Consider the following 18,586-nt stretch of genomic DNA (forward strand, 5'->3'; position numbering starts at 1 on the left):
TATAAAAAAATTATTCCTATAATTGACTTTGTAAGGGCATACATTATGAATCTATCATATTATTCATTAGATTAGGCGGGATATTATATGAAAGAAACCCAAGCTGTTATCGGTCTGGATATCGGTACAACCAGCACGAAAGCCGTTCTGTTTGGACCAAAAGGCAAGATGTTATCCAAGCATTCGGTTCATTATGATTTAATACAGCCAAAGCCGGCATGGGCCGAGCAGGACCCTGAGCACATCTTAGAAGCAGTCATCGCAAGCATCAGGGGCGCCGTCACAAAATCCGGATGCAGCCCTGACAATCTGCTTGCGATCGGTATCAGCACCGCCATGCACTCTTTGATTGCTGTCGATCAAAACGGCGGCTTGCTGACGAAAAGCATCATTTGGGCTGACAACCGCAGTACGGAGCAATCGAAACGAATTCTGAAAGATATGAACGGGTTTGATATTTATAAAAGAACCGGCACGCCGATTCACCCGATGTCCCCCCTATCCAAGATTGTATGGATGAAGGAGCAGGACCCGGAAACGTTTGCGAAAGCCGCCAAATTCATCAGTATTAAAGAATATATTCTGCACCAATTTTTCGGGGCGTATGTCGTGGATTATTCCATCGCTTCGGCAACGGGTTTATTCCGCTTAGACACGCTTACTTGGGATGAAGAAGCACTGCGGATTGCCGGCATTCGTGAAGACCAGCTGTCGGACATCGTGCCGACCACTCATCAGCTGAGCGGGCTTGCGCCTGAGATCGCGGCGCGGATGGGCATTCATGTACAAACACCGTTTATCGTCGGCGCAAATGACGGAGTGCTTGCCAACTTAGGCGTAGGAGCGATCGGCAAAGGTGAGGTTGCCGTTACGATCGGCACAAGCGGAGCGGTGCGTTCTGTGACGGATACCCCGGTGACAGATGAAAAATCACGGACGTTCTGCTATGCGCTGACGGACAAGCATTGGGTCATCGGCGGTCCGACGAATAACGGGGGCATTATGCTGCGCTGGCTGCGTGACGAATTCGCTTCTTCTGAAGTCGAAACGGCGAAGCGGCTGGGCGTTGACCCGTACGATTTAATGATTGACATCGCGAACAAAGTGCCTGCGGGCTCTGAAGGATTGTTATTTCTCCCGTTTTTATCAGGGGAACGCGCGCCGTTTTGGAATCCGAATGCCCGCGGAACGTTTTTCGGCATCAGCCTGCGCCATAAACGGGAGCATTTTATCAGAGCGGTGCTGGAAGGTGTCATCATGAGCGTCTTTTCCATCGGTGTCGCCTTGAGAGATTTGGCAGGCCCTGCAAAAGACGTGCGGGCTTCGGGAGGATTCGCGAGATCGCCGCTGTGGAGACAGATTTTGGCCGATACAATGGGGCGGGAGGTTCTCGTTCCTGAAAGTTATGAAGCATCGGCACTCGGAGCTGCGGTTCTCGCTTTACACAGCCTCGGCGAAATGGAACGGATTGAGGATGTGCAGGACTGGATCAGAATTTCCCATCGCCATGAACCGGATGTCAAAAACAGCGAAACATATATTGAACTGTTTTACTTATACGAGCGGCTGTATGACAAGCTCAAGGATGAATTTGACGTCATCAGTGAATTTCAGCTCAAACAAAACCGTTAATTCTTCTTTGAAAGGGTGAAAAGGCCATGTTACTGTTTATTGTCATTGCCGCTATTATCGTTTTACTCTTATTGATTACGGTCGCTAAGTTAAATCCGTTTATCAGTTTGCTCATCACATCCATTCTTGTCGGTTTCGCAGCCGGAATGAATATGCAGGATATTATCACATCTATGAAAACCGGGCTCGGCAATACGCTTTCTCTTCTTGCGATTGTGCTTGCCCTCGGTACGATGCTTGGAAAAATGATGACTGAATCAGGCGGGGCGGAGCAGATCGCCCATACCCTGATCGGCCGCTTCGGCAAAAAGAACGTCCATTGGGCGATGATGGCCGTCGCTTTCATTGTCGGGATTCCCGTCTTTTTCCAGGTCGGCTTTGTATTGCTCGTGCCGCTGTTGTTTACGATCGCCATTGAAACGGGCGTTTCTTTAGTGACGATCGGGATTCCGCTGCTTGCGGGGCTTTCCGTCGTTCACGGATTGGTTCCTCCCCATCCTGCAGCGATGGCGGCAGTCGGCATTTATCACGCAAATGTCGGAAAGACGATTTTGTATTCATTAATCGTCGGCATTCCGACGGCCATTATTGCGGGGCCGCTTTACGGAAAATGGATTGGTAAGCGTATTCATAAACCCGTTCCTGAACTTTTGAAAAAACAATTTATCGAACGGAATGAAAATCGCAAGCTTCCGGGATTCGCAAATACATTGTTTACGATACTGGTACCGGTTATCCTGATGCTTCTGGCGACGCTCGCAGACATTGTGCTGCCGGAAAAAAGCACACTCTATCAAGCTTTTAAATTCATCGGTGACCCTATTACGGCACTTTTGATCGCAACGGTTTACTCCTTTTTCAGCCTCGGATTTTATCAAGGCTTTAACAGGGACAGCATTTTAAAATTCAGCAATGACTGCTTGGGGCCGATCGCTTCCATTCTGCTTGTGATCGGAGCCGGCGGCGCCTTTAACAATGTGCTGATCGATTCAGGTGTCGGCACTTATATTGCGGATATGGCGAAGCACTCAAGCTTCTCCCCCGTGCTTTTAAGCTGGACGATTGCTGCGGTCATTCGCATCGCCACAGGCTCAGCGACTGTATCTATGATGACAGCGGCCGGCATTGTTGCGCCGATCGCTTCTGTGATGCCCGGCGTCAGCAGTGAATTGCTCGTTTTAGCTACAGGAGCGGGTTCTCTGATTCTGTCTCATGTCAACGATTCCGGTTTCTGGCTCATTAAAGAGTATTTCGGAATGACGGTAAAAGAGACATTCCTGACGTGGACGGCGATGGAGACGATTATCTCTGTCAGCGCCATCTGTTTTATCATGATCATCAACGCATTTATTTAAAGTAAGAAACCCCGGTCTTCATAAGCCGGGGTATTTTAATTCTATCGGTCGGTCACGAGAATATAGGCTGCTTTTACAGGACCGTGGACGCCGACGACCAAATCCATTTCGATGTCGGCTGAGTTGCTCGGACCTGTAATGTAGTTAATGCAGGAAGGAACGGTGACGCCGTCTGCGATATTTTGTTTGATGATATCACTTGCCTGCGTCATTCTCGGGACAAGGACAGATTTCGGGATAATCGCGATATACGTTGTCGGAAGCAGACTGACGGAACGCCCGGCATTTTCTGAAGCGTACAAAACGACGGTAGCTGATTCCGCAAGCGCGATCTCGCTGAATGTAATGCCCACATTCGCTTGTTCCGCCTTTTGTATATTTTTCTCTCCTTGTTCCGCATCCCATTCCCAAACAGGAATCCCTTCAGCGGGCCAGTCTTCTGTAAGCAGCCCTTGTAAACCGTAAGCTTCAAACCGCCTGTCTTTCGGTATGATGACAGGGCCTCCTTCAAAGCGGCTTACCTGCCTGCGTAAAGCGTCATAAAGACCGGCGGCATCCGTTTCGATCAGCTCGGTATGGATGTTAACGCAGTGGTCTTTCAGCATCGTGACAAGATCATCGGCCGTGCAGCCTTCATGTGTTTTATATTGAGGCTGATAGTTCCACTCAGGGACGGATACGCCTTCTGTTCGGCGCTCCCTGCCAAGGCTTTCGGCGATTCGGTTTAAAAATGATTCTTGCTGTTTAATGGTTCCCTTCGCCATCACTCTTCCCCCTTTTTGTTTTCCCGATCTGCAAACCAGTCTCTGAATCTTGATTTATGCGGCGCCGGAAAATCCCGGATTGACGTCCAGCTTTTTAACGGCCCCGGCCCTTTAGAAATTTTGTCATCTTCCGTAAACGGCGTCATGGCGGCCGGCGCCCATTTCGATCCCATTTTATAAAGGGACGGCGAAGACGAACCGAGTCCGAACGCTTTCATTGCCAATTTTTCGCTGATCGGCGCTTTGCCTTCTTTTTCGACGATGTTTTGCCGATGCTTGAGCAGCAGCTCGTGCAGCGGAATTTTTACCGGACACGCTTCTGTGCAGGCCGCGCACAAGGTCGATGCGTACGGAAGCTCCTTAAAATCGTCATATCCGCCGAGAAGCGGTGATAAGACGGCGCCGATCGGGCCGGAATAGATCGAACCGTACGAATGGCCGCCGACGTGCCGATATACAGGGCAGACATTGATGCAGGCGGCACAGCGGATACATTGCAGAACGGATTGGAATTCCGTTCCGAGAATTCGGGAGCGGCCGTTATCCACGATCACGAGATGAAATTCCTCCGGGCCGTCAGCTTCTCCCTCTTGCCGAGGCCCCGTCAGCGCCGTGATATAACTTGTCAGCCGCTGACCGACCGCGCTTCTCGTCAGCATGCTGACGAGCACTTCAAATTCAGAAAAAGACGGAACGATCCGCTCCATTCCCATCACGGTAATCTGCGTTTTCGGCAAGGCGGACACAAGACGGCCGTTTCCTTCATTTGTGACGAGGCTGACCGAGCCTGTATCGGCGATCGCAAAGTTGCAGCCGGTAATGCCGATATCCGCTTCGAGAAATTTTTTCCGCAGAACACCGCGCGCGTGCATGACGAGCTCCTCCGGTTTTTCCGTCTGTTCGTAGCCGAGCCTGTCTTTAAACACGTCCCGGATTTGCTCTTTGTTTTTGTGAAGGGCCGGCGCGACGATGTGTGACGGCGGGTCATGGTCGTCAATCTGGAGGATATATTCGCCCAGATCCGTTTCGACCACTTCACAGCCTTCCTTCTCAAGCACTTCGTTTAAATTGATTTCCTCAGTCACCATGGATTTTGATTTGACGATTTTTTTACCATTTTTCGTTTGAATCACATCGCGAATATATGAGGATGCTTCTTCCGCCGTTTCAGCGAAGAAAACGTGTCCGCCTCTTTCGGCGACGTTTTTGGCCAGCTGTTCCAAATAGAAATCGAGATTATTCAGCACATGCTGCCTGATTTCTTCCGCATGTGAACGCCATTCCTCCCAGTTTCCCAATTCTTCGGCCGCTTGGAGCCTCCTTGTCCGCAGCCGTTCCTGCGCCCCGGAAACGGCTCCTCTCATAAACTCATTATCTATTCCCTCTGACACCCGCTCTTTAAAAGCGGCTGTACCGATTTTCATCGCCATGATTTTACCCCCTCTGTTGTTTCTGCCTGTTATCTGCTGTTCAGCACTTCGGCGATGTGCATCACTCTGACATGTTTATCTTTCCGGTCAAGCCTTCCCCCGATATTCATCAAACAGCCGCAATCCGCTCCGATCAGCACCTCGGCTTCCGTGTCTTCCACACAGGCAACCTTTTCATCTACCATCTGTTCGGAGATTTGCGCCATTTTCACCGAAAACGTACCGCCGAAGCCGCAGCATTGATGCTTCCCGGGGAGAGACGTAAACTCAAGCCCCTTTACATGGCTTAAAAGCTTCATAGGCTCCTCTGACACGCCGAGCAGCCTTGTCATGTGGCACGATGTATGTAATGTCGCTTTTTTATGCAGCTCCGCCCCGACATCTTCAACCCCGAGGACGTTGACGATAAAGTCTGTTAACTCATACGTTTTGTCCGCAAGCCGCTGCGCTTTTTCAGCCCACTTCGGATCGTCCTGAAACAGCTGCGGATATTCACGGAACATCGTCGTGCAGGAACCCGACGGACTGACAACGTACTCTGCCCCCTCAAACGCGGCAATCATCCGCTTCATCGCTTTTTTCGCATCGGTCACATACCCGCTGTTATACGCAGGCTGCCCGCAGCAAATCTGCCCCTCGGGAAAATCAACTTCACACCCGAGCCGCTCCAGCACCTCAACCGTCGCCTTCCCGACATCGGTCTGGAACATATCCACAAGGCATGTGACAAATAATGAGACTTTCATGATGAACCCCTCTTTCATCTTTTATATTGATCCGGTCATCTGATGACCTGTTTTTAGGAAAACCTCTTTGAATATCGTACACTATTCTGAAGATAAATTGGAAGAGTTTTCTGGGAAATTCCTTTTTGCGGATGTTCTATCTATAAAAAAGAGAAGCTCTGACGGCTCCTCTTTCAGCTTCCTACATTCTGTTTTAAAATACTTCCCAGCTTTTGAACGCCCTTGACGATGCTGTTTTTATCAGCGTAACTGAACGATAAGCGGAGATATTCGGCTCCGTCTTGCGGGTCTAAGAAAAAGTACTTGCCGGGTACAAACGAAACGCCTTGAGAAAGGGCTTGAGTCAGCAATGCTGAAGTATCCGCCCCCGGAACTTTTATCCAGACAAAGTAACCGCCCTTCGGAACGTGCCAGGATACGGAATCCGGGACATATTGCGTTAATGCTGATAGTAAGGCGGCACATTTGGTTCGGTACGTGTCACGTATGACGGCAAGCCTTTCATTGAAATCCGTTTGTTCTAAATATACAGCGGTCACAGCCTGGGAAAAGGGGTGGTCTAAGTCTTTTTTAAACCATGACAGCGCGGTAATGAATTCACTTGCCCCCGTTATCCATCCGATCCGCATTCCCGGTGCCGCGATCTTTGATAATGAACCGACGTGCAGAACCCTGTGATCTTGATCCATGGCTTTCAGCGGCGGGGGAATTTCGGTAAATCCGAGCTCTCCGTATGCATCATCCTCCAAAATGAGAAAATCATACGTTTCGGCAAGCTGCAATACGCGGGCTCTCCGCTTCGCTGACATGGCGGTTCCCGCGGGGTTTTGAAAGGCTGGAATGGTATAGAGAAGGCGCGGAAGGACGAGCCCTTTGCGCTTTCTTACCTCCAGCATGTTTTCTAATTGATCTGTCTGAAGGCCGTCCTCGTCTGACGGAATGCTCAAGATATGCGGCGTATAGTTCTTAAAAATCTCCAGCGCCTCCATATATGAAGGAGACTCAATGGCAACGGCCGTTTTGTCGTCAATGAGTATCCGGGCAATCAGATCAATTGCCTGGCAAGCGCCTGATGAAATCAACAGCTCGTCATCTGAGGAATGAATACCGCGGGCAGACAGCCTATCTTGAATTTGCTTTTTTAATGCGGTTATTCTCGGGCTCCCAAGGTAGTGAAGCGGTAAATCACGTTCCTCTTCAAGAAGATCGGAAGCGGCTTTTTTCAGCTGCTCATAAGGTACGAGAGCAGGATCGGGATAGCCGGAATGCAGACGGATGCACTCATCCGGAACGGCCGGCATCCATTCACCCGGAGGATCATTGTTAAGAGCTTTCCTGATGTTTTCAGAAAAAAAGGATTCGGCCTGCATTTGATCATACCCCCTTTCACCAATCAGCTGTTTCACACATTTTCTTCAAAATAAGCCCCAAGCACCCCTTCAACATTCGTCAAATGCGCCTTCATCGCTCCTTCAGCCTTAGCCGCGTCTCTGGAGGCGACGGCGTTGTAGATGTGTTCATGCTCTTCGTACAGCCGCTGCACGCTCGTTTTTTTAGAGAACAGCCAAATCTTTCTCGTTTCTCTCATCGTTTCCAAAAGCAGAGCGGAGACATGGTTCATGAGATGCTTGAGCAGCTCGTTTTGTGAAGCTTCCGCCAGCGCCATATGAAAGGAGAAGTCTGCTTTTTCTCCCAGTTCTTCGTCTCCGTCAATGTCTTTCATCTCCATGAGCGCCTGATGGATTTTGTTCAGATCTTCCTCTGTGCGTTTTTCGGCGGCCATGGCGGCGACGCCGAGTTCGAGCAGTTTTCTGACTTCAAGCAGCTGTTTGACATCCTCTTTTTTCATTAAGAGCGCCGATGAGAGCTGCTGAGAGATGTGGGACGGCTCAAATTCTTTAATGTACGTGCCTTCCCCCTGCTTCATATCGACGAGCCCCATCGCTTTCAGGGCTGACAGCGCCTCCCTGACCGCAGAGCGGCTCACTTGAAAGCTCTCAGATAGTGACTGAACGGAGTCCAGCCTTTCGCCGGGCTTAAGCTCGCCTGCTTTAATTTTGTCCAGCAGCGCGTCTGCGATTTCCTCGTATATTTTTTTCGTTTTGATCTGTTTATATTTCAACGCGTATCACCTCGTTACCTGTGAGTCTTGATGTTATCGTCTATTATACTTCTTTTTTCGTTCTGCCAACAGGTTCAGACAATTTATTCAAGAAAGGTATTGAACTTTCAAATTTTTCAAAATATAATGCTAGTTAACCCGGTCATCTGATGACCTTATCATAAATCGTAATCGCTTACATAATACGGGGAGGGGTTTTTGGGATGCAATGGACACAGGAGTATGCGCCTGTAGGGGGAAACTTGCTTTTGTCGGCCGCTTGTGCGCTCGTGCCGATTGTTTTCTTTTTTTGGGCGCTTGCTGTAAAACGAATGAAGGGGTACAGAGCGGGGCTTTTGACTTTAGGGGTTTCGCTTTTGATTGCTGTATTGGTTTATGGAATGCCGGCGGAGAAAGCGGTGCTGTCTGCTTCGCAGGGAGCGGTGTACGGTCTGCTTCCGATCGGCTGGATCATTGTCACATCCGTCTTTTTGTATAAAATCACCGTCAAAACGGGACAATTTGACATCATTCGGAGCTCAGTGCTGTCAATTACCGATGACCGCCGCTTGCAGGCGCTGCTCATCGCCTTCTCGTTTGGGGCTTTTTTAGAAGGCGCCGCGGGCTTCGGCGCGCCTGTCGCGATATCAGCCGCTTTGCTCGTCGGACTCGGTTTTCATCCGCTGTATGCCGCGGGTATTTGCTTGATCGCCAATACGGCGCCCGTTGCTTTTGGCGCGATCGGCATCCCGATTACCGCAGTCGAGGGCCCGACTGGCATACCGGCAATGGAGATTTCCCAAATGGTCGGCCGCCAGCTGCCGTTTTTATCCGTCTTTATTCCGCTGTATTTAATCATTCTGATGAGCGGGTTCAAGAAAGCCTTTGAAGTATGGCCCGCGATTCTTGTATCCGGCGTTTCCTTTGCGGCCGTGCAGTATGCCAGCTCGAATTTTTTAGGGCCTGAGCTGCCGGATGTGCTGTCGGCGCTTGTTTCCATGGGTGCGCTTGCGGTGTTTCTGAAATTTTGGAAGCCGAAAACAGCGTTCCGCTTTGCGGCGGAACGGGAATCAGCCGCCGCCTCTGATCACGATGCGCAAACGGTGTACGGAGGCGCCGCCATTTTAAAAGCGTGGTCGCCGTTCCTTCTTTTGACGGCCATGATCTCCATTTGGGGTATTCCGCAGGTGAAGACCGCGCTGACAGGACACTACGACGGGAGTTCGATGTGGCTTTCCTGGCTGAATGCCTCCGGAAAAGCATTGACCTTTTCGCCCCCTGTTCCATTTGTAAACAACCAGATTCTTCATGCGGACGGCACACCGATCGAAGCGGTGTATAAGCTGGAGCTTTTCGGTTCGGCGGGTACGGCGATTTTAATTGCCGCTATTATGGCCAAGTTCGTTTTGGACATGCCATGGAAAGCGTGGGGCGAAGCGTTTGCGGAGACATTAAAGGAATTAACGCTGCCGATTTTAACCATCGGTTCTGTCGTCGGTTTTGCCTATGTGACAAACGCTTCCGGCATGAGCACGACGTTAGGTTTAACGCTTGCGATGACGGGTGCGATGTTCACCTTCTTTTCGCCCGTTCTCGGCTGGCTCGGCGTGTTTATTACAGGCTCTGATACCTCGGCCAATCTCTTGTTTGGCGGCTTGCAAAAGGTGACGGCGCTTTCTGTCGGCATGGACCCGGTACTTTCTGTCGCCGCCAACTCATCAGGAGGCGTCACCGGAAAAATGATTTCTCCGCAATCCATTGCGGTTGCATGCGCTGCTGTCGGTCTTGCGGGCAAGGAGGCAGATCTTTTTCGGTTCACCATTAAGCACAGCCTCTTTTTGCTGCTGCTCGTCTGTATCATTACCTTTTTGCAGCACCATGTTTTTTCATGGATGATCCCGTAATGCGGAGAACCTCCCCGTACTTGTCGCGGGGAGGTTCAGCTGTATCGTTTTCTCGCCGAGGACGGCGGAATATTCATTTGATCACGGTATTTGGCGACAGTGCGTCTTGATACTCGAATGTCATATTGGTCGAATAACATATCAGCCAATTTTTGGTCTGAGAGCGGTTTCCTTTTATCTTCTGCGCTGATGAATGATTCCAGATGGGCTTTGACGGCATAATTGGAGGCATCCCCGTCTCCTGATGATTCTGCTTTTGCCGAGAAAAAAGTTTTCATATCGTACAGCCCGTATGGTGTTTGCACGTATTTTCCTTTTATGGCCCGGCTGATCGTTGATTCGTGGAGCTCCAGCGTTTCAGCGACCTCTCTTAACGTCAGCGGCTTCATCCCGCTTCTTCCTGTCAGAAAAAAAGATTTTTGACGTTCGGTCAGTACGCTGATGATTCTGGTGATGGTTTGTTTTCTTTGCGTTAAAGCCCGGCGCAGCCAGCGCCATTCTTGGTATTTTGCCGACAGGTAAGCTTCCGTATCCCGGCATCCGGATGATAACAGCGGCTGATAATTGTTATGGAGCTGAATATCCGGGAAAGAACGGCTGTTCAGCTGCGCTTTAATGCTGCCGTTTTTCACCGTGATGAAAATATCAGGCTCGACATAAAAGCCAGGCTCCTCATGTGCGTAGCGAAGCCCGGGTCTCGGATCGAGCGCCGCGATCATATCAAAAATGTCCTGAATGTCCGTGAGCGATATGCCTGTTTTCAATGTAAGCGCTTTCCAGTTTTTTCTTGCAAATAGCTCAAAGTAGTCACCTACAATCTGTTCCGCCTGTTCGTTCCGCTCAGGAAGACGGCGCAGCTGAAGAAGGATGCACTCTTGCAGAGAACGCGCGCCGATTCCGGCCGGTTCAAGCGACTGAAGTTTTCCGAGAACCGCCTCCGTCTCCTCTGCCGAAGCTGATACATGGTCGGCAGCAGCTTGTATCTCCTCTTCTAAATAGCCGTTTGAATCGAGTGAATGTATCAGATAATTAAAAATTTTCTCCTCATTCTTTGACAGCTTAATATCTAATGATTGCTGTTTCAGTGCATCCTGCAGGGTTTTCCGGGTGAGGCTTATCTGCTGGCTTCCGTCCTGCGCTTGCATCCTGTTTTTATTTGTTTTGTGGTAAGATAGTGGCGGCGTGTCTGTTTCCTTTCGTTCAATCAGAGGGTTTTCCAGTGAGAGCTCATCAATATATTCGGCCAGTTCCGCGGAGTTATATCCGAGTAATGCGATGGCCTGTTTAAGCTCTTGAGTTAATTGAGGCTTTAGTATTTGTGTTTGCTGAAGTTTGATATCCATCATGCTCACTCCTCTTTTTTCATTGTACATGATTGGTTTCATACCGTATATACTTATTAAAAGGAGTTGCTTTATAGATGTCAGAACTTTTTTCCGTTCCTTATTTTATTGAGAACTTTACTCAGCATATTGAACTGAATCCGAATGAAGACCGAATTCATGCGATGAACAGCTATTACCGCTCAGTCGTTTCAACCCTTGTACAGGATCAGCTGACGAAAAACGCGGCAGTGCTCAAGAGAATTCAGCATTTGGACGAGGCTTATAACAAAGTTAAACGGGGAGAAACAAAATAAAACCTTCCGCTCATGTCAGAGCAGGAAGGTTTTCCTTCGTTTCGGGGGTTTCCCGGATGAGCCGGGTGTTCGGCGCTTCTTTCATCCAGGTGTGATAATAGTTGGCGTTTTTCCCGTACGAATTGTCAATGACGGTATTTTTCTTTCCGAGCAGCGAGGAAAGGATGTGGCCGTGAAGCCTTGACGTTTCCACAATTTCATATCGGCTGAAAAATCGAACCGCCTTTTTCACCAGATAATCTGAATATTTTTCCCATATCATCGCTATCGGCAGCGGGTTTCCCGCTTTTTTATTCAGGACATTCATCGTTTGGAGTAATGCGATTCCCCGGCGGTCTGCGGATGACAATACATGCTTCCAGTCATAGCTTTGTACGGGATCATCTTTTTGCAGATCCGGATGAGCCTCGCCGTCCGTGCGGATAAAATGCAGCTTGCCGCAAGAAGGAGCGGCTTTCGGGATCATCGGAAACAGCTGATGGGCCATGTCTGGCAAAAGCCCGATATGGTTAGCTGAAAAATAGCGCTTCGCCGTTTCATAAGACACGTTATCCCTTGTGAAAAGGTGCATATCCCTGTGTCCGGAAAAAAGCTCCGCTGTCCGGCGCAGCTTTTTTTCATCCCGAAAATAAATGGATTGCGGCAGAATGACGATCCTGTTTTCAGGAAAGGCTTTGACGATTTTTTCTCTGAAGGCTTGATAATACGGATAGAGATCCCCGAAATTCCCGCCTCCCTGACAGACAATGACAGCGTTCCGCCCAACCCGCCGGCCGAATGGAAAATTGTCCGGGTTCCAGCGCTTTTTCACGCGGATGCCGTGCGCTTTGAAAAAAGCCTCCGTCCCTTTCATAATAAATAAATCCCCAACATTTCCGTATAGGGGATAGTCGGCGTAAATGATCTCGGATTGCGGCGGTATGACGCTGAGGAGACCCGTCAGCGCTTCCTTTAAACGGTTCATGACATGCTGGCTGTCCATGATGCCGCCCCCTTCGATTCAAATAACTGTACAAGCGCATCAATCACGCGGGTTTGATCCGCTTCAGACAGATTTGAGCCGGACGGCAGACAGATGCCGCGGCTGAAAAGATTTTCGCAGACCCGTTCATGATCGCTGTGAGGATAAAACAAAGATGATGAGAATAACGGCTGCGTATGCAGGGGCTTCCAAAGCGGCCTGGCTTCTATATGCTGTTCAGCAAGGCAGGAGACGGCGTCATTCGGCGTCACGCCGTTGTCCAGTGTCAGGGCGGTCAGCCAGCGGTTGGATACCGTTCCTTCAAGCTCCGGCATCATGCGGATGCCCGGAAATCTTTCTAATGCTTCCCTATATCGGTCAAACACCTTTCTCCTCGCCTGAACGCGATCCTCCAGCACTTCCAGCTGAGAAACCCCTACACCTGCGAGAATATTGCTGAGCCTGTAGTTATACCCGATCTGACTGTGCTGGTAATGAACAGCCGGATCCCGCGCCTGTGAGGCGAGAAACCTCGCTTTTTCAATGGAAGCTTCATCATTTGAAACGAGCATGCCGCCCCCTGATGTCGTAATGATTTTGTTGCCGTTAAATGAATAAATGCCGAAATGGCCGAACGTGCCGCTCTGCCTGCCTTTGTATGACGATCCTAACGATTCAGCCGCATCTTCAATGAGACAAATGCCGTATGCATCGCAAAGGCCCTTCAATTCATCCATTTTCGCACTTTGCCCGTACAGGTTGACGGCAATGACCGCTTTCGGCAGTCTGCCGCGCCGTTTCGCATCTTGCAGCGCCCGTTCCAGCGCGTCCGGCGACATATTCCATGTCTCCCATTCCGAGTCAATAAAAACGGGCTCCGCCTGCTCATATAAAATCGGATTCGCGGTGGCGACAAAGGTAAAGGAAGGGCAAAACACAGTGTCTCCTTTTGTAACGCCCGCCAGCCGCAGGGCTAGGTGGATTGCCGCCGTTCCCGAGCTGACAGCTGCCGCGCCTTTAACGCCCGCATAATCGGCCAGCCGTTTTTCGAATGAGTTGACGAGCGGACCGAGCGGCGCAATCCAATTGGAGCGGAAAGCTTCTGCGATGTACTCCTGTTCTTTTCCGCTCATATGGGGCGGAGATAAATAAATTCGGTTGTTTGTTTGCATGGAATCATCCTTTTTATGTGTGAATAGAGGAGATGACACGGGCCGGAACACCAACGGCCGTCACCCCATCGGGAATCGTACTGATAACGGCCGCCCCTGCGCCGATGACGCTCCAGCGTCCGATTTCTATTTGCGGAATGACTGACGCGCCTATCCCGATATGCGCCCCTTCCCGAACCTTCACGCCTCCCGCAAGTGCGGCACGCGGTGAAAGGTGGACGTAATCTCCGATTGAATTGTCGTGCTCCGCGATTGCGCCTGTATTGATGATGCAATGAGTGCCTATATTAGCACCAGCCTGAATGACGGCTCCCGCCATGACGACCGTTCCGCTTCCGATGGCGGCCGCTTCGCTGACGATTGCTGCCGGGTGAATGAGAGCGGTGCAATCTCCATCCTCCAGCTCAAGCCGTTCAGCGAGCTTTTTTCTTAAGCCGTTATCTCCGACACAAATGGCAAAGGCGGCATCCGGAACGAGTTTCCGCAGGAGGTGTATGTCGTCCGGGCGGCCTGTATACAAGCCTTCCCGAACCGCAAAGCCGCTGAATCTATCGTCAAAAATGCCCGCAAGCTGCATATCAGAGCGGGCATTTACAATCTCTTTCACTACTTTGCCGTGCCCGCCGTGTCCGATCAGCGCCACCTTTTTCATGAGGAGATATCCCCGCTGCCCGTAAAACGCTTCGCCGTCACATGGTTGGCCTCATGGATGCCCTCTGAAACAAGAACTTTTCGCACCGTTAACAGCAGAATTTTCAGATCGAGAAAGAAAGAGCGGTTGTCGACATACCAAACATCCAGCTTAAATTTTTCTTCCCATGAGATGGCGTTTCTTCCGTTGATCTGCGCCCATCCTGTAATGCCCGGCTTCACGTCGTGGCGCCTCGCCTGCGTTTTTGTGTAAAGCGGCAAATATTCCATCAGCAAAGGACGAGGACCGACAAGGCTGAGATCTCCTTTCAAAACATTAAAGAGCTGCGGAAGCTCATCAATGCTCAGCTTTCTGATCAGCTGCCCCGTTTTGGTCAGCCGAAGATGATCCGGCAGCAGCTCGCCGTGTTCATCACGCTCATCCGTCATCGTTCTGAGTTTATATAAGGTAAACGGGCGCCCGTGAAGCCCGGGCCTCGTCTGTTTAAAAAGCACCGGTGAACCGATATTGCATCTGACGGCAGCCATGGCGAAGAGGAGAATGACACTTGCGCCGCACAACAAAAGAATGGCCGCAGCCGTATCAAATAAGCGTTTCGCCATCAAATCTGAACAGCTCCTTTCACTTTTCTGCATTTCTTCAAGGCAAGCTGCCTTTCTTCTTTCGTGCAAACAAAGAAAAAGGCAAATACAGCATAGCCTATACATACGGCAAGCGCCGCGGCAATGAGCCCGGCCCAGCTGTCAACCGGATAAAACTGCCGGATCGCCCGGCAGACTGCCCAGGCAAACACAGCGGCCGCAATCGGGCCGAACATTCCTTTATAAAACACATGTTTTTTAAAGCCGGTAATATGCGATACATAAAGCGGCGTAAAGACGACATTTTTAAGGACGAGGGCGATTGCCCCGGCAATGGTGATGCCGTATAAGCCAAGATGGGCCGGTCCGCTGAGGACAACGGCCAAGATGACGTTCAGCCCGCCTAAACATAACGTGACGATCGCAGGCGTTTTTTGTTTATTAAAAGCCGTCCATACATAAAAAAGCGGCATGACTGACAGGCTGACCGCCAAATACGCGGCGTGAATATATAAGAGCGGCGCGGTCTGCACAAACGACGGGCCGAGCCAAATCGTAAGAAACGGTTCAGCAAGCCCTCCTAACAGAGCGGCAGGAAGCGCAAGGAGAAGCCCGTTCATCCGCACGGCCTGATTGGCGTATGTCATCAGACCGTCCATATCGCCTTTTGAATAGTACGATGTCAAAATCGGCGCAAACAAGGAAGCAAGAGTCCCCGCCAAGCTTCTGAGCAGGAGCGGAAACTGAATAATCGCCGCATATATTCCGGCCTCAGACGGTCCCAGCACAAGATTCGCGGTCATTAAGTCAATCTGCAAAAACAGCAGCACGCCGATCTGATTGACGGAGCTCCACGCCCCCGCCTGAAACAGCACCTTGCTCGTTTGAAACGACAAATTTTTACGTGTAAACGAAAACCATGGAATCAGCTTTTTAAAAAAGAAAAAAGACAGTATCGCGGCACAAGCAGCTCCCGCTAAGGCCGAAAGCTGAATCTGCCAAATCTTCGGCGTAAAACAAGTAAACAGAAAAAGCACACTCAGCACCCTGACGAGCATTTGCACGGCCTGAATCGAGCTTGTGATATAAAGACGGTTGGCAAAAAACGGACCTGTCGCAAATCCCGCCATAAAAAACGTCAGCATAAACAGCACGCTGCCGATCAAAATGGACAGCCGCACATCTGACAGAAGCTCTTCCGGCACATTCATCACCCGGTCAATAAAAAAAGCCGTCCCGGCGAGCGGCACAGCGAGCAATAACGATATAACGACAGACGCGGCTAAATAGTTGCTTATATATGCATTGGCCTCTTCCTTGTTCCCCCTGTGGGCGGCGACAGTAAAAAACCTCACAACGACCGAGCTGAGCGCAACGGTGATAATGGAGAAATAATTAATGATATTTTGCGTCAGATGGACAAATCCAAAAGCCTCCACGCCCAATGTTTTCACAATAAAAGGGGTCATCCAGACTGATAAAAAGACCGATAGTAAAAACGCCGTCACATTGGCGCCGAAATTAATGGCGAATTTCATGCTCCTTCCGCACTGCCTTTCTCTTTCGTCTTCCGTTCAAAGAACGCTTGCAGGAGAATAGGCAGGCGCATTTTGCATAAGCCGAGCACAACCCGTTCACCCGTCAGGAGCTGTTTATGCCTGCACGGCGTGTTTCGGACAGCGGCTTTCACCATGTCATAAGATAAGATCCGCCGGATGTGATCTGTGATTTCATGTGACGGCTGCGGGGATGCACAGGCATTGGCCAGAAGCATCGGGATTTGATGCTTGCACAAATATGTATCGATATCTGTCCGGCAAGCTTCAGTCAGCCCGTTCACCTCGTAAAAAGCCATTTTAGCTTCGTATTGCTTTTGAAGCTGCTCATCTAAATGAGGCTTAAAGGGTATTTCTGTAAGGCTTTGCGGGTTTTCCCGATAGATATACAGACCCTCGTCAATGACTTTGACACGGGCGGCTTTGCGAAACGCAGCCAGATTAAACGGAGAATCCTCGGCAAACCGGATTTCTTCATCAAATAAAAGTCCGTTTAATGCGTCACGCCGATAAATATAGCGCCAAACATACCAAATGAATCTTAATTCGTGCGCGCGTGTCAGCTGATCAGTCATATCGGCTTTTGTGAAGATGCGGCCTGCGGGAAGCGGCGGCCGCACATACGTCCTTTCCTTTAACGGCGTTTCCTTGTAAAATCCGCAGCCGGCGATATCGAGCCGTTCCTTTTCCGCTTCTTCATAAAGCCGTTCGAACATCGTGTCCGACACATAGTCATCACCATCCACAAAACCGATATACCGGCCGCGTGCGGCTTTGATTCCGGCATTGCGGGCCGAGCTGAGTCCTCCGTTTTCTTTATGAATGACTTGAATTCTTGCATCTTGAGCCGCCAGCTCTTCAGCTATCCGGCCGGACTGATCCGGTGAACCGTCATTGACGAAAATGATCTCGACGGATGTAAGCGTCTGTTTCATAAGAGAGGCTGCACATTCTCTGATAAAAGGCTCTGTCCTGTACATCGGGACGATGATGCTCACAAGCGGGGCGGTCATTTGGCATCACCGCTGATCTTTTCCCTCAGCCCTTCAAAATAGACGCTGCGCGAAAAACCGCCTTCCCCTGTCTCATAAGCAAGCAGCCTGTTTACCTCAGCTGTCACCGTTTCAGGCTCGGGCCGCTCAATGAATGTCATGTGCGGAATGTTTTTCAGCCATTGATAGCCTTCCATCACTTTATGGTCAAAGGAACGAATGACGACACAAGGCGTTTTGGTCAGCGCGCAAAAAATCATCCCGTGCAGCCTGTCAGTCACTACGGCTTCCGCTCCCCTGAGCGTATCCCACAGCGCTTCCAGCTCCTTTTCGCGTGTACGGCGGCTGACCCTTCGGCCGACCGTCGTGGTAAATGAGTGCAGCTCCCCGTATTCCTCGGCCAAAGCGGCTTTTACCCTATTTCTCTCATCATCGGTGAGTGCGCTTTCGCGGTCTTCCCGTAAACAATGAAAAATCCCTTCACGCGGAACATCCTGTTCGCTTTTGTCTAAATATAAAACCATGTCAGGCTGTTTGAGAACGGTTTTTCCGGGAAAATGGCGCTTCATCCATTGATACGTCGTCTCGTCTCTCGCCATTAACAAAAGTTCAGGATGCGCGTTGTACACTTTTTTGGCGCGCTCCAGTTCCTTCCGCCCCTTTTTTGTGTCAGAAAAGTGAGCCGTCGCCGGAAGCTGGACGATTTTATACTGATGAAAGGTTTTAATGATAAAGCGGCGCGTCCATTCTTCATAACGGTACAAATCACCCATATTCCCGCCGCCGATGATGAACACCATGTCCTCGGGGCGGCGTTTTTTGATCAGTGCCTTTGCGGACCTGTATATATCCTTCATATCCACCTCAACGATGTCAAAATCGGGATACTCCCGTTCAAGAAACGTTTTGCTCGCGTAAGCGATGGCGTGATCGCCGAGATTATCGTGGGACGGGAGCAGGGTAAGTATGATTTTTTTTCGTGCGGCTTCGGCTGTCAGTCCCTGCTTCTCTTTTGCCGCTCCGAAGTGAAACTCGGACGGGTATTTGACCTTGAGCAGAAGCCACTCTGCGAGATTGATTTTCCATGATTGTATCGACATG

At 50.2% G+C, this 18,586-nt stretch carries 17 protein-coding genes; 4 read left to right on the forward strand and 13 right to left on the reverse strand.

The features are described 5' to 3' along the window. Positions 1 to 87: 87 nt before the first annotated feature. A complete protein-coding gene (gntK, locus tag J7E26_RS02075; RefSeq protein ID WP_214802818.1) occupies positions 88 to 1,632 on the forward strand; it encodes a gluconokinase in 1,545 nt (514 codons plus the stop codon). Positions 1,633 to 1,658: 26 nt separating this feature from the next. After that, entirely contained in the window at positions 1,659 to 2,987 is a 1,329-nt protein-coding gene (locus J7E26_RS02080; protein ID WP_214813006.1) for a GntP family permease, read from the forward strand. A gap of 41 nt (positions 2,988 to 3,028) precedes the next feature. On the opposite strand, the gene J7E26_RS02085 is transcribed toward J7E26_RS02080, so the two are convergent. The 5 genes from J7E26_RS02085 to lutR all read right to left on the reverse strand — a co-directional run bounded on the left by J7E26_RS02085 (position 3,029) and on the right by lutR (position 8,049). Then, the gene (locus J7E26_RS02085; RefSeq protein WP_214802812.1) at positions 3,029 to 3,751 is read right to left on the reverse strand and encodes a LutC/YkgG family protein; all 723 of its coding nucleotides are present in this window, start codon (positions 3,749 to 3,751) and stop codon (positions 3,029 to 3,031) included. Then, on the reverse strand, positions 3,751 to 5,181 hold the full coding sequence (locus tag J7E26_RS02090) for a LutB/LldF family L-lactate oxidation iron-sulfur protein (RefSeq protein WP_214802809.1): 1,431 nt from the start codon (positions 5,179 to 5,181) through the stop codon (positions 3,751 to 3,753). Before J7E26_RS02090 ends, J7E26_RS02085 begins: the two co-directional genes overlap by 1 nt. 29 nt (positions 5,182 to 5,210) lie before the next feature. Further along, positions 5,211 to 5,927 carry a (Fe-S)-binding protein gene (locus J7E26_RS02095; protein ID WP_214813009.1) on the reverse strand — a complete coding sequence of 239 codons (717 nt, stop codon included), beginning with the start codon at positions 5,925 to 5,927 and terminating at the stop codon, positions 5,211 to 5,213. Between the two features lie 173 nt (positions 5,928 to 6,100). After that, positions 6,101 to 7,297, reverse strand: a complete 1,197-nt coding sequence (locus J7E26_RS02100; protein ID WP_214813012.1) for an aminotransferase-like domain-containing protein — start codon at positions 7,295 to 7,297, stop codon at positions 6,101 to 6,103. A gap of 32 nt (positions 7,298 to 7,329) precedes the next feature. Continuing rightward, positions 7,330 to 8,049: an L-lactate utilization/bacilysin biosynthesis transcriptional regulator LutR gene (gene lutR, locus J7E26_RS02105; protein ID WP_285289005.1), complete on the reverse strand. Its 720-nt coding sequence runs from the start codon at positions 8,047 to 8,049 to the stop codon at positions 7,330 to 7,332. Between the two features lie 203 nt (positions 8,050 to 8,252). Between lutR and lutP the strand changes: the two genes are divergently transcribed. Further along, a complete protein-coding gene (lutP, locus tag J7E26_RS02110; RefSeq protein WP_214813015.1) occupies positions 8,253 to 9,932 on the forward strand; it encodes an L-lactate permease in 1,680 nt (559 codons plus the stop codon). Positions 9,933 to 9,967: 35 nt separating this feature from the next. On the opposite strand, the gene rpoN is transcribed toward lutP, so the two are convergent. Then, positions 9,968 to 11,275: an RNA polymerase factor sigma-54 gene (gene rpoN, locus J7E26_RS02115; protein ID WP_214813090.1), complete on the reverse strand. Its 1,308-nt coding sequence runs from the start codon at positions 11,273 to 11,275 to the stop codon at positions 9,968 to 9,970. A 77-nt stretch (positions 11,276 to 11,352) separates the two neighbouring features. Here rpoN and yvfG point away from each other — a divergent pair, with 77 nt between their 5' ends. Then, positions 11,353 to 11,571, forward strand: coding sequence for a protein YvfG (gene yvfG, locus J7E26_RS02120; protein ID WP_214802797.1), 219 nt, complete (start codon positions 11,353 to 11,355; stop codon positions 11,569 to 11,571). 10 nt (positions 11,572 to 11,581) lie between these two features. Here the strand turns inward: yvfG and J7E26_RS02125 are convergent, their stop codons facing one another. From J7E26_RS02125 to J7E26_RS02155, 7 genes are read right to left on the reverse strand one after another with little or no spacing between them, the layout of a single operon-like run. Further along, positions 11,582 to 12,553: a polysaccharide pyruvyl transferase family protein gene (locus J7E26_RS02125; protein ID WP_214813019.1), complete on the reverse strand. Its 972-nt coding sequence runs from the start codon at positions 12,551 to 12,553 to the stop codon at positions 11,582 to 11,584. Next, positions 12,532 to 13,704, reverse strand: coding sequence for a DegT/DnrJ/EryC1/StrS family aminotransferase (locus J7E26_RS02130; protein ID WP_214813021.1), 1,173 nt, complete (start codon positions 13,702 to 13,704; stop codon positions 12,532 to 12,534). The genes J7E26_RS02125 and J7E26_RS02130 overlap by 22 nt, the downstream gene beginning before the upstream one ends. A 13-nt stretch (positions 13,705 to 13,717) precedes the next feature. Continuing rightward, complete coding sequence (locus J7E26_RS02135; RefSeq protein ID WP_214813022.1) at positions 13,718 to 14,356, reverse strand: acetyltransferase; 639 nt, start codon at positions 14,354 to 14,356, stop codon at positions 13,718 to 13,720. After that, entirely contained in the window at positions 14,353 to 14,961 is a 609-nt protein-coding gene (locus tag J7E26_RS02140) for a sugar transferase (RefSeq protein WP_214813023.1), read from the reverse strand. Before J7E26_RS02140 ends, J7E26_RS02135 begins: the two co-directional genes overlap by 4 nt. Beyond that, on the reverse strand, positions 14,958 to 16,475 hold the full coding sequence (locus J7E26_RS02145; RefSeq protein ID WP_214813024.1) for an MATE family efflux transporter: 1,518 nt from the start codon (positions 16,473 to 16,475) through the stop codon (positions 14,958 to 14,960). The genes J7E26_RS02140 and J7E26_RS02145 overlap by 4 nt, the downstream gene beginning before the upstream one ends. Beyond that, positions 16,472 to 17,506 (reverse strand): glycosyltransferase, encoded by a 1,035-nt coding sequence (locus J7E26_RS02150; protein ID WP_214813025.1) that lies wholly within the window; start codon positions 17,504 to 17,506, stop codon positions 16,472 to 16,474. The genes J7E26_RS02145 and J7E26_RS02150 overlap by 4 nt, the downstream gene beginning before the upstream one ends. Beyond that, positions 17,503 to 18,585, reverse strand: coding sequence for a polysaccharide pyruvyl transferase family protein (locus J7E26_RS02155; RefSeq protein WP_214813036.1), 1,083 nt, complete (start codon positions 18,583 to 18,585; stop codon positions 17,503 to 17,505). Before J7E26_RS02155 ends, J7E26_RS02150 begins: the two co-directional genes overlap by 4 nt. Between the last annotated feature and the right edge of the window lies 1 nt (position 18,586).

Source organism: Bacillus sp. ISL-51 (assembly GCF_018613535.1).
Taxonomy (GTDB): Bacteria; Bacillota; Bacilli; order Bacillales; family Bacillaceae; genus Bacillus.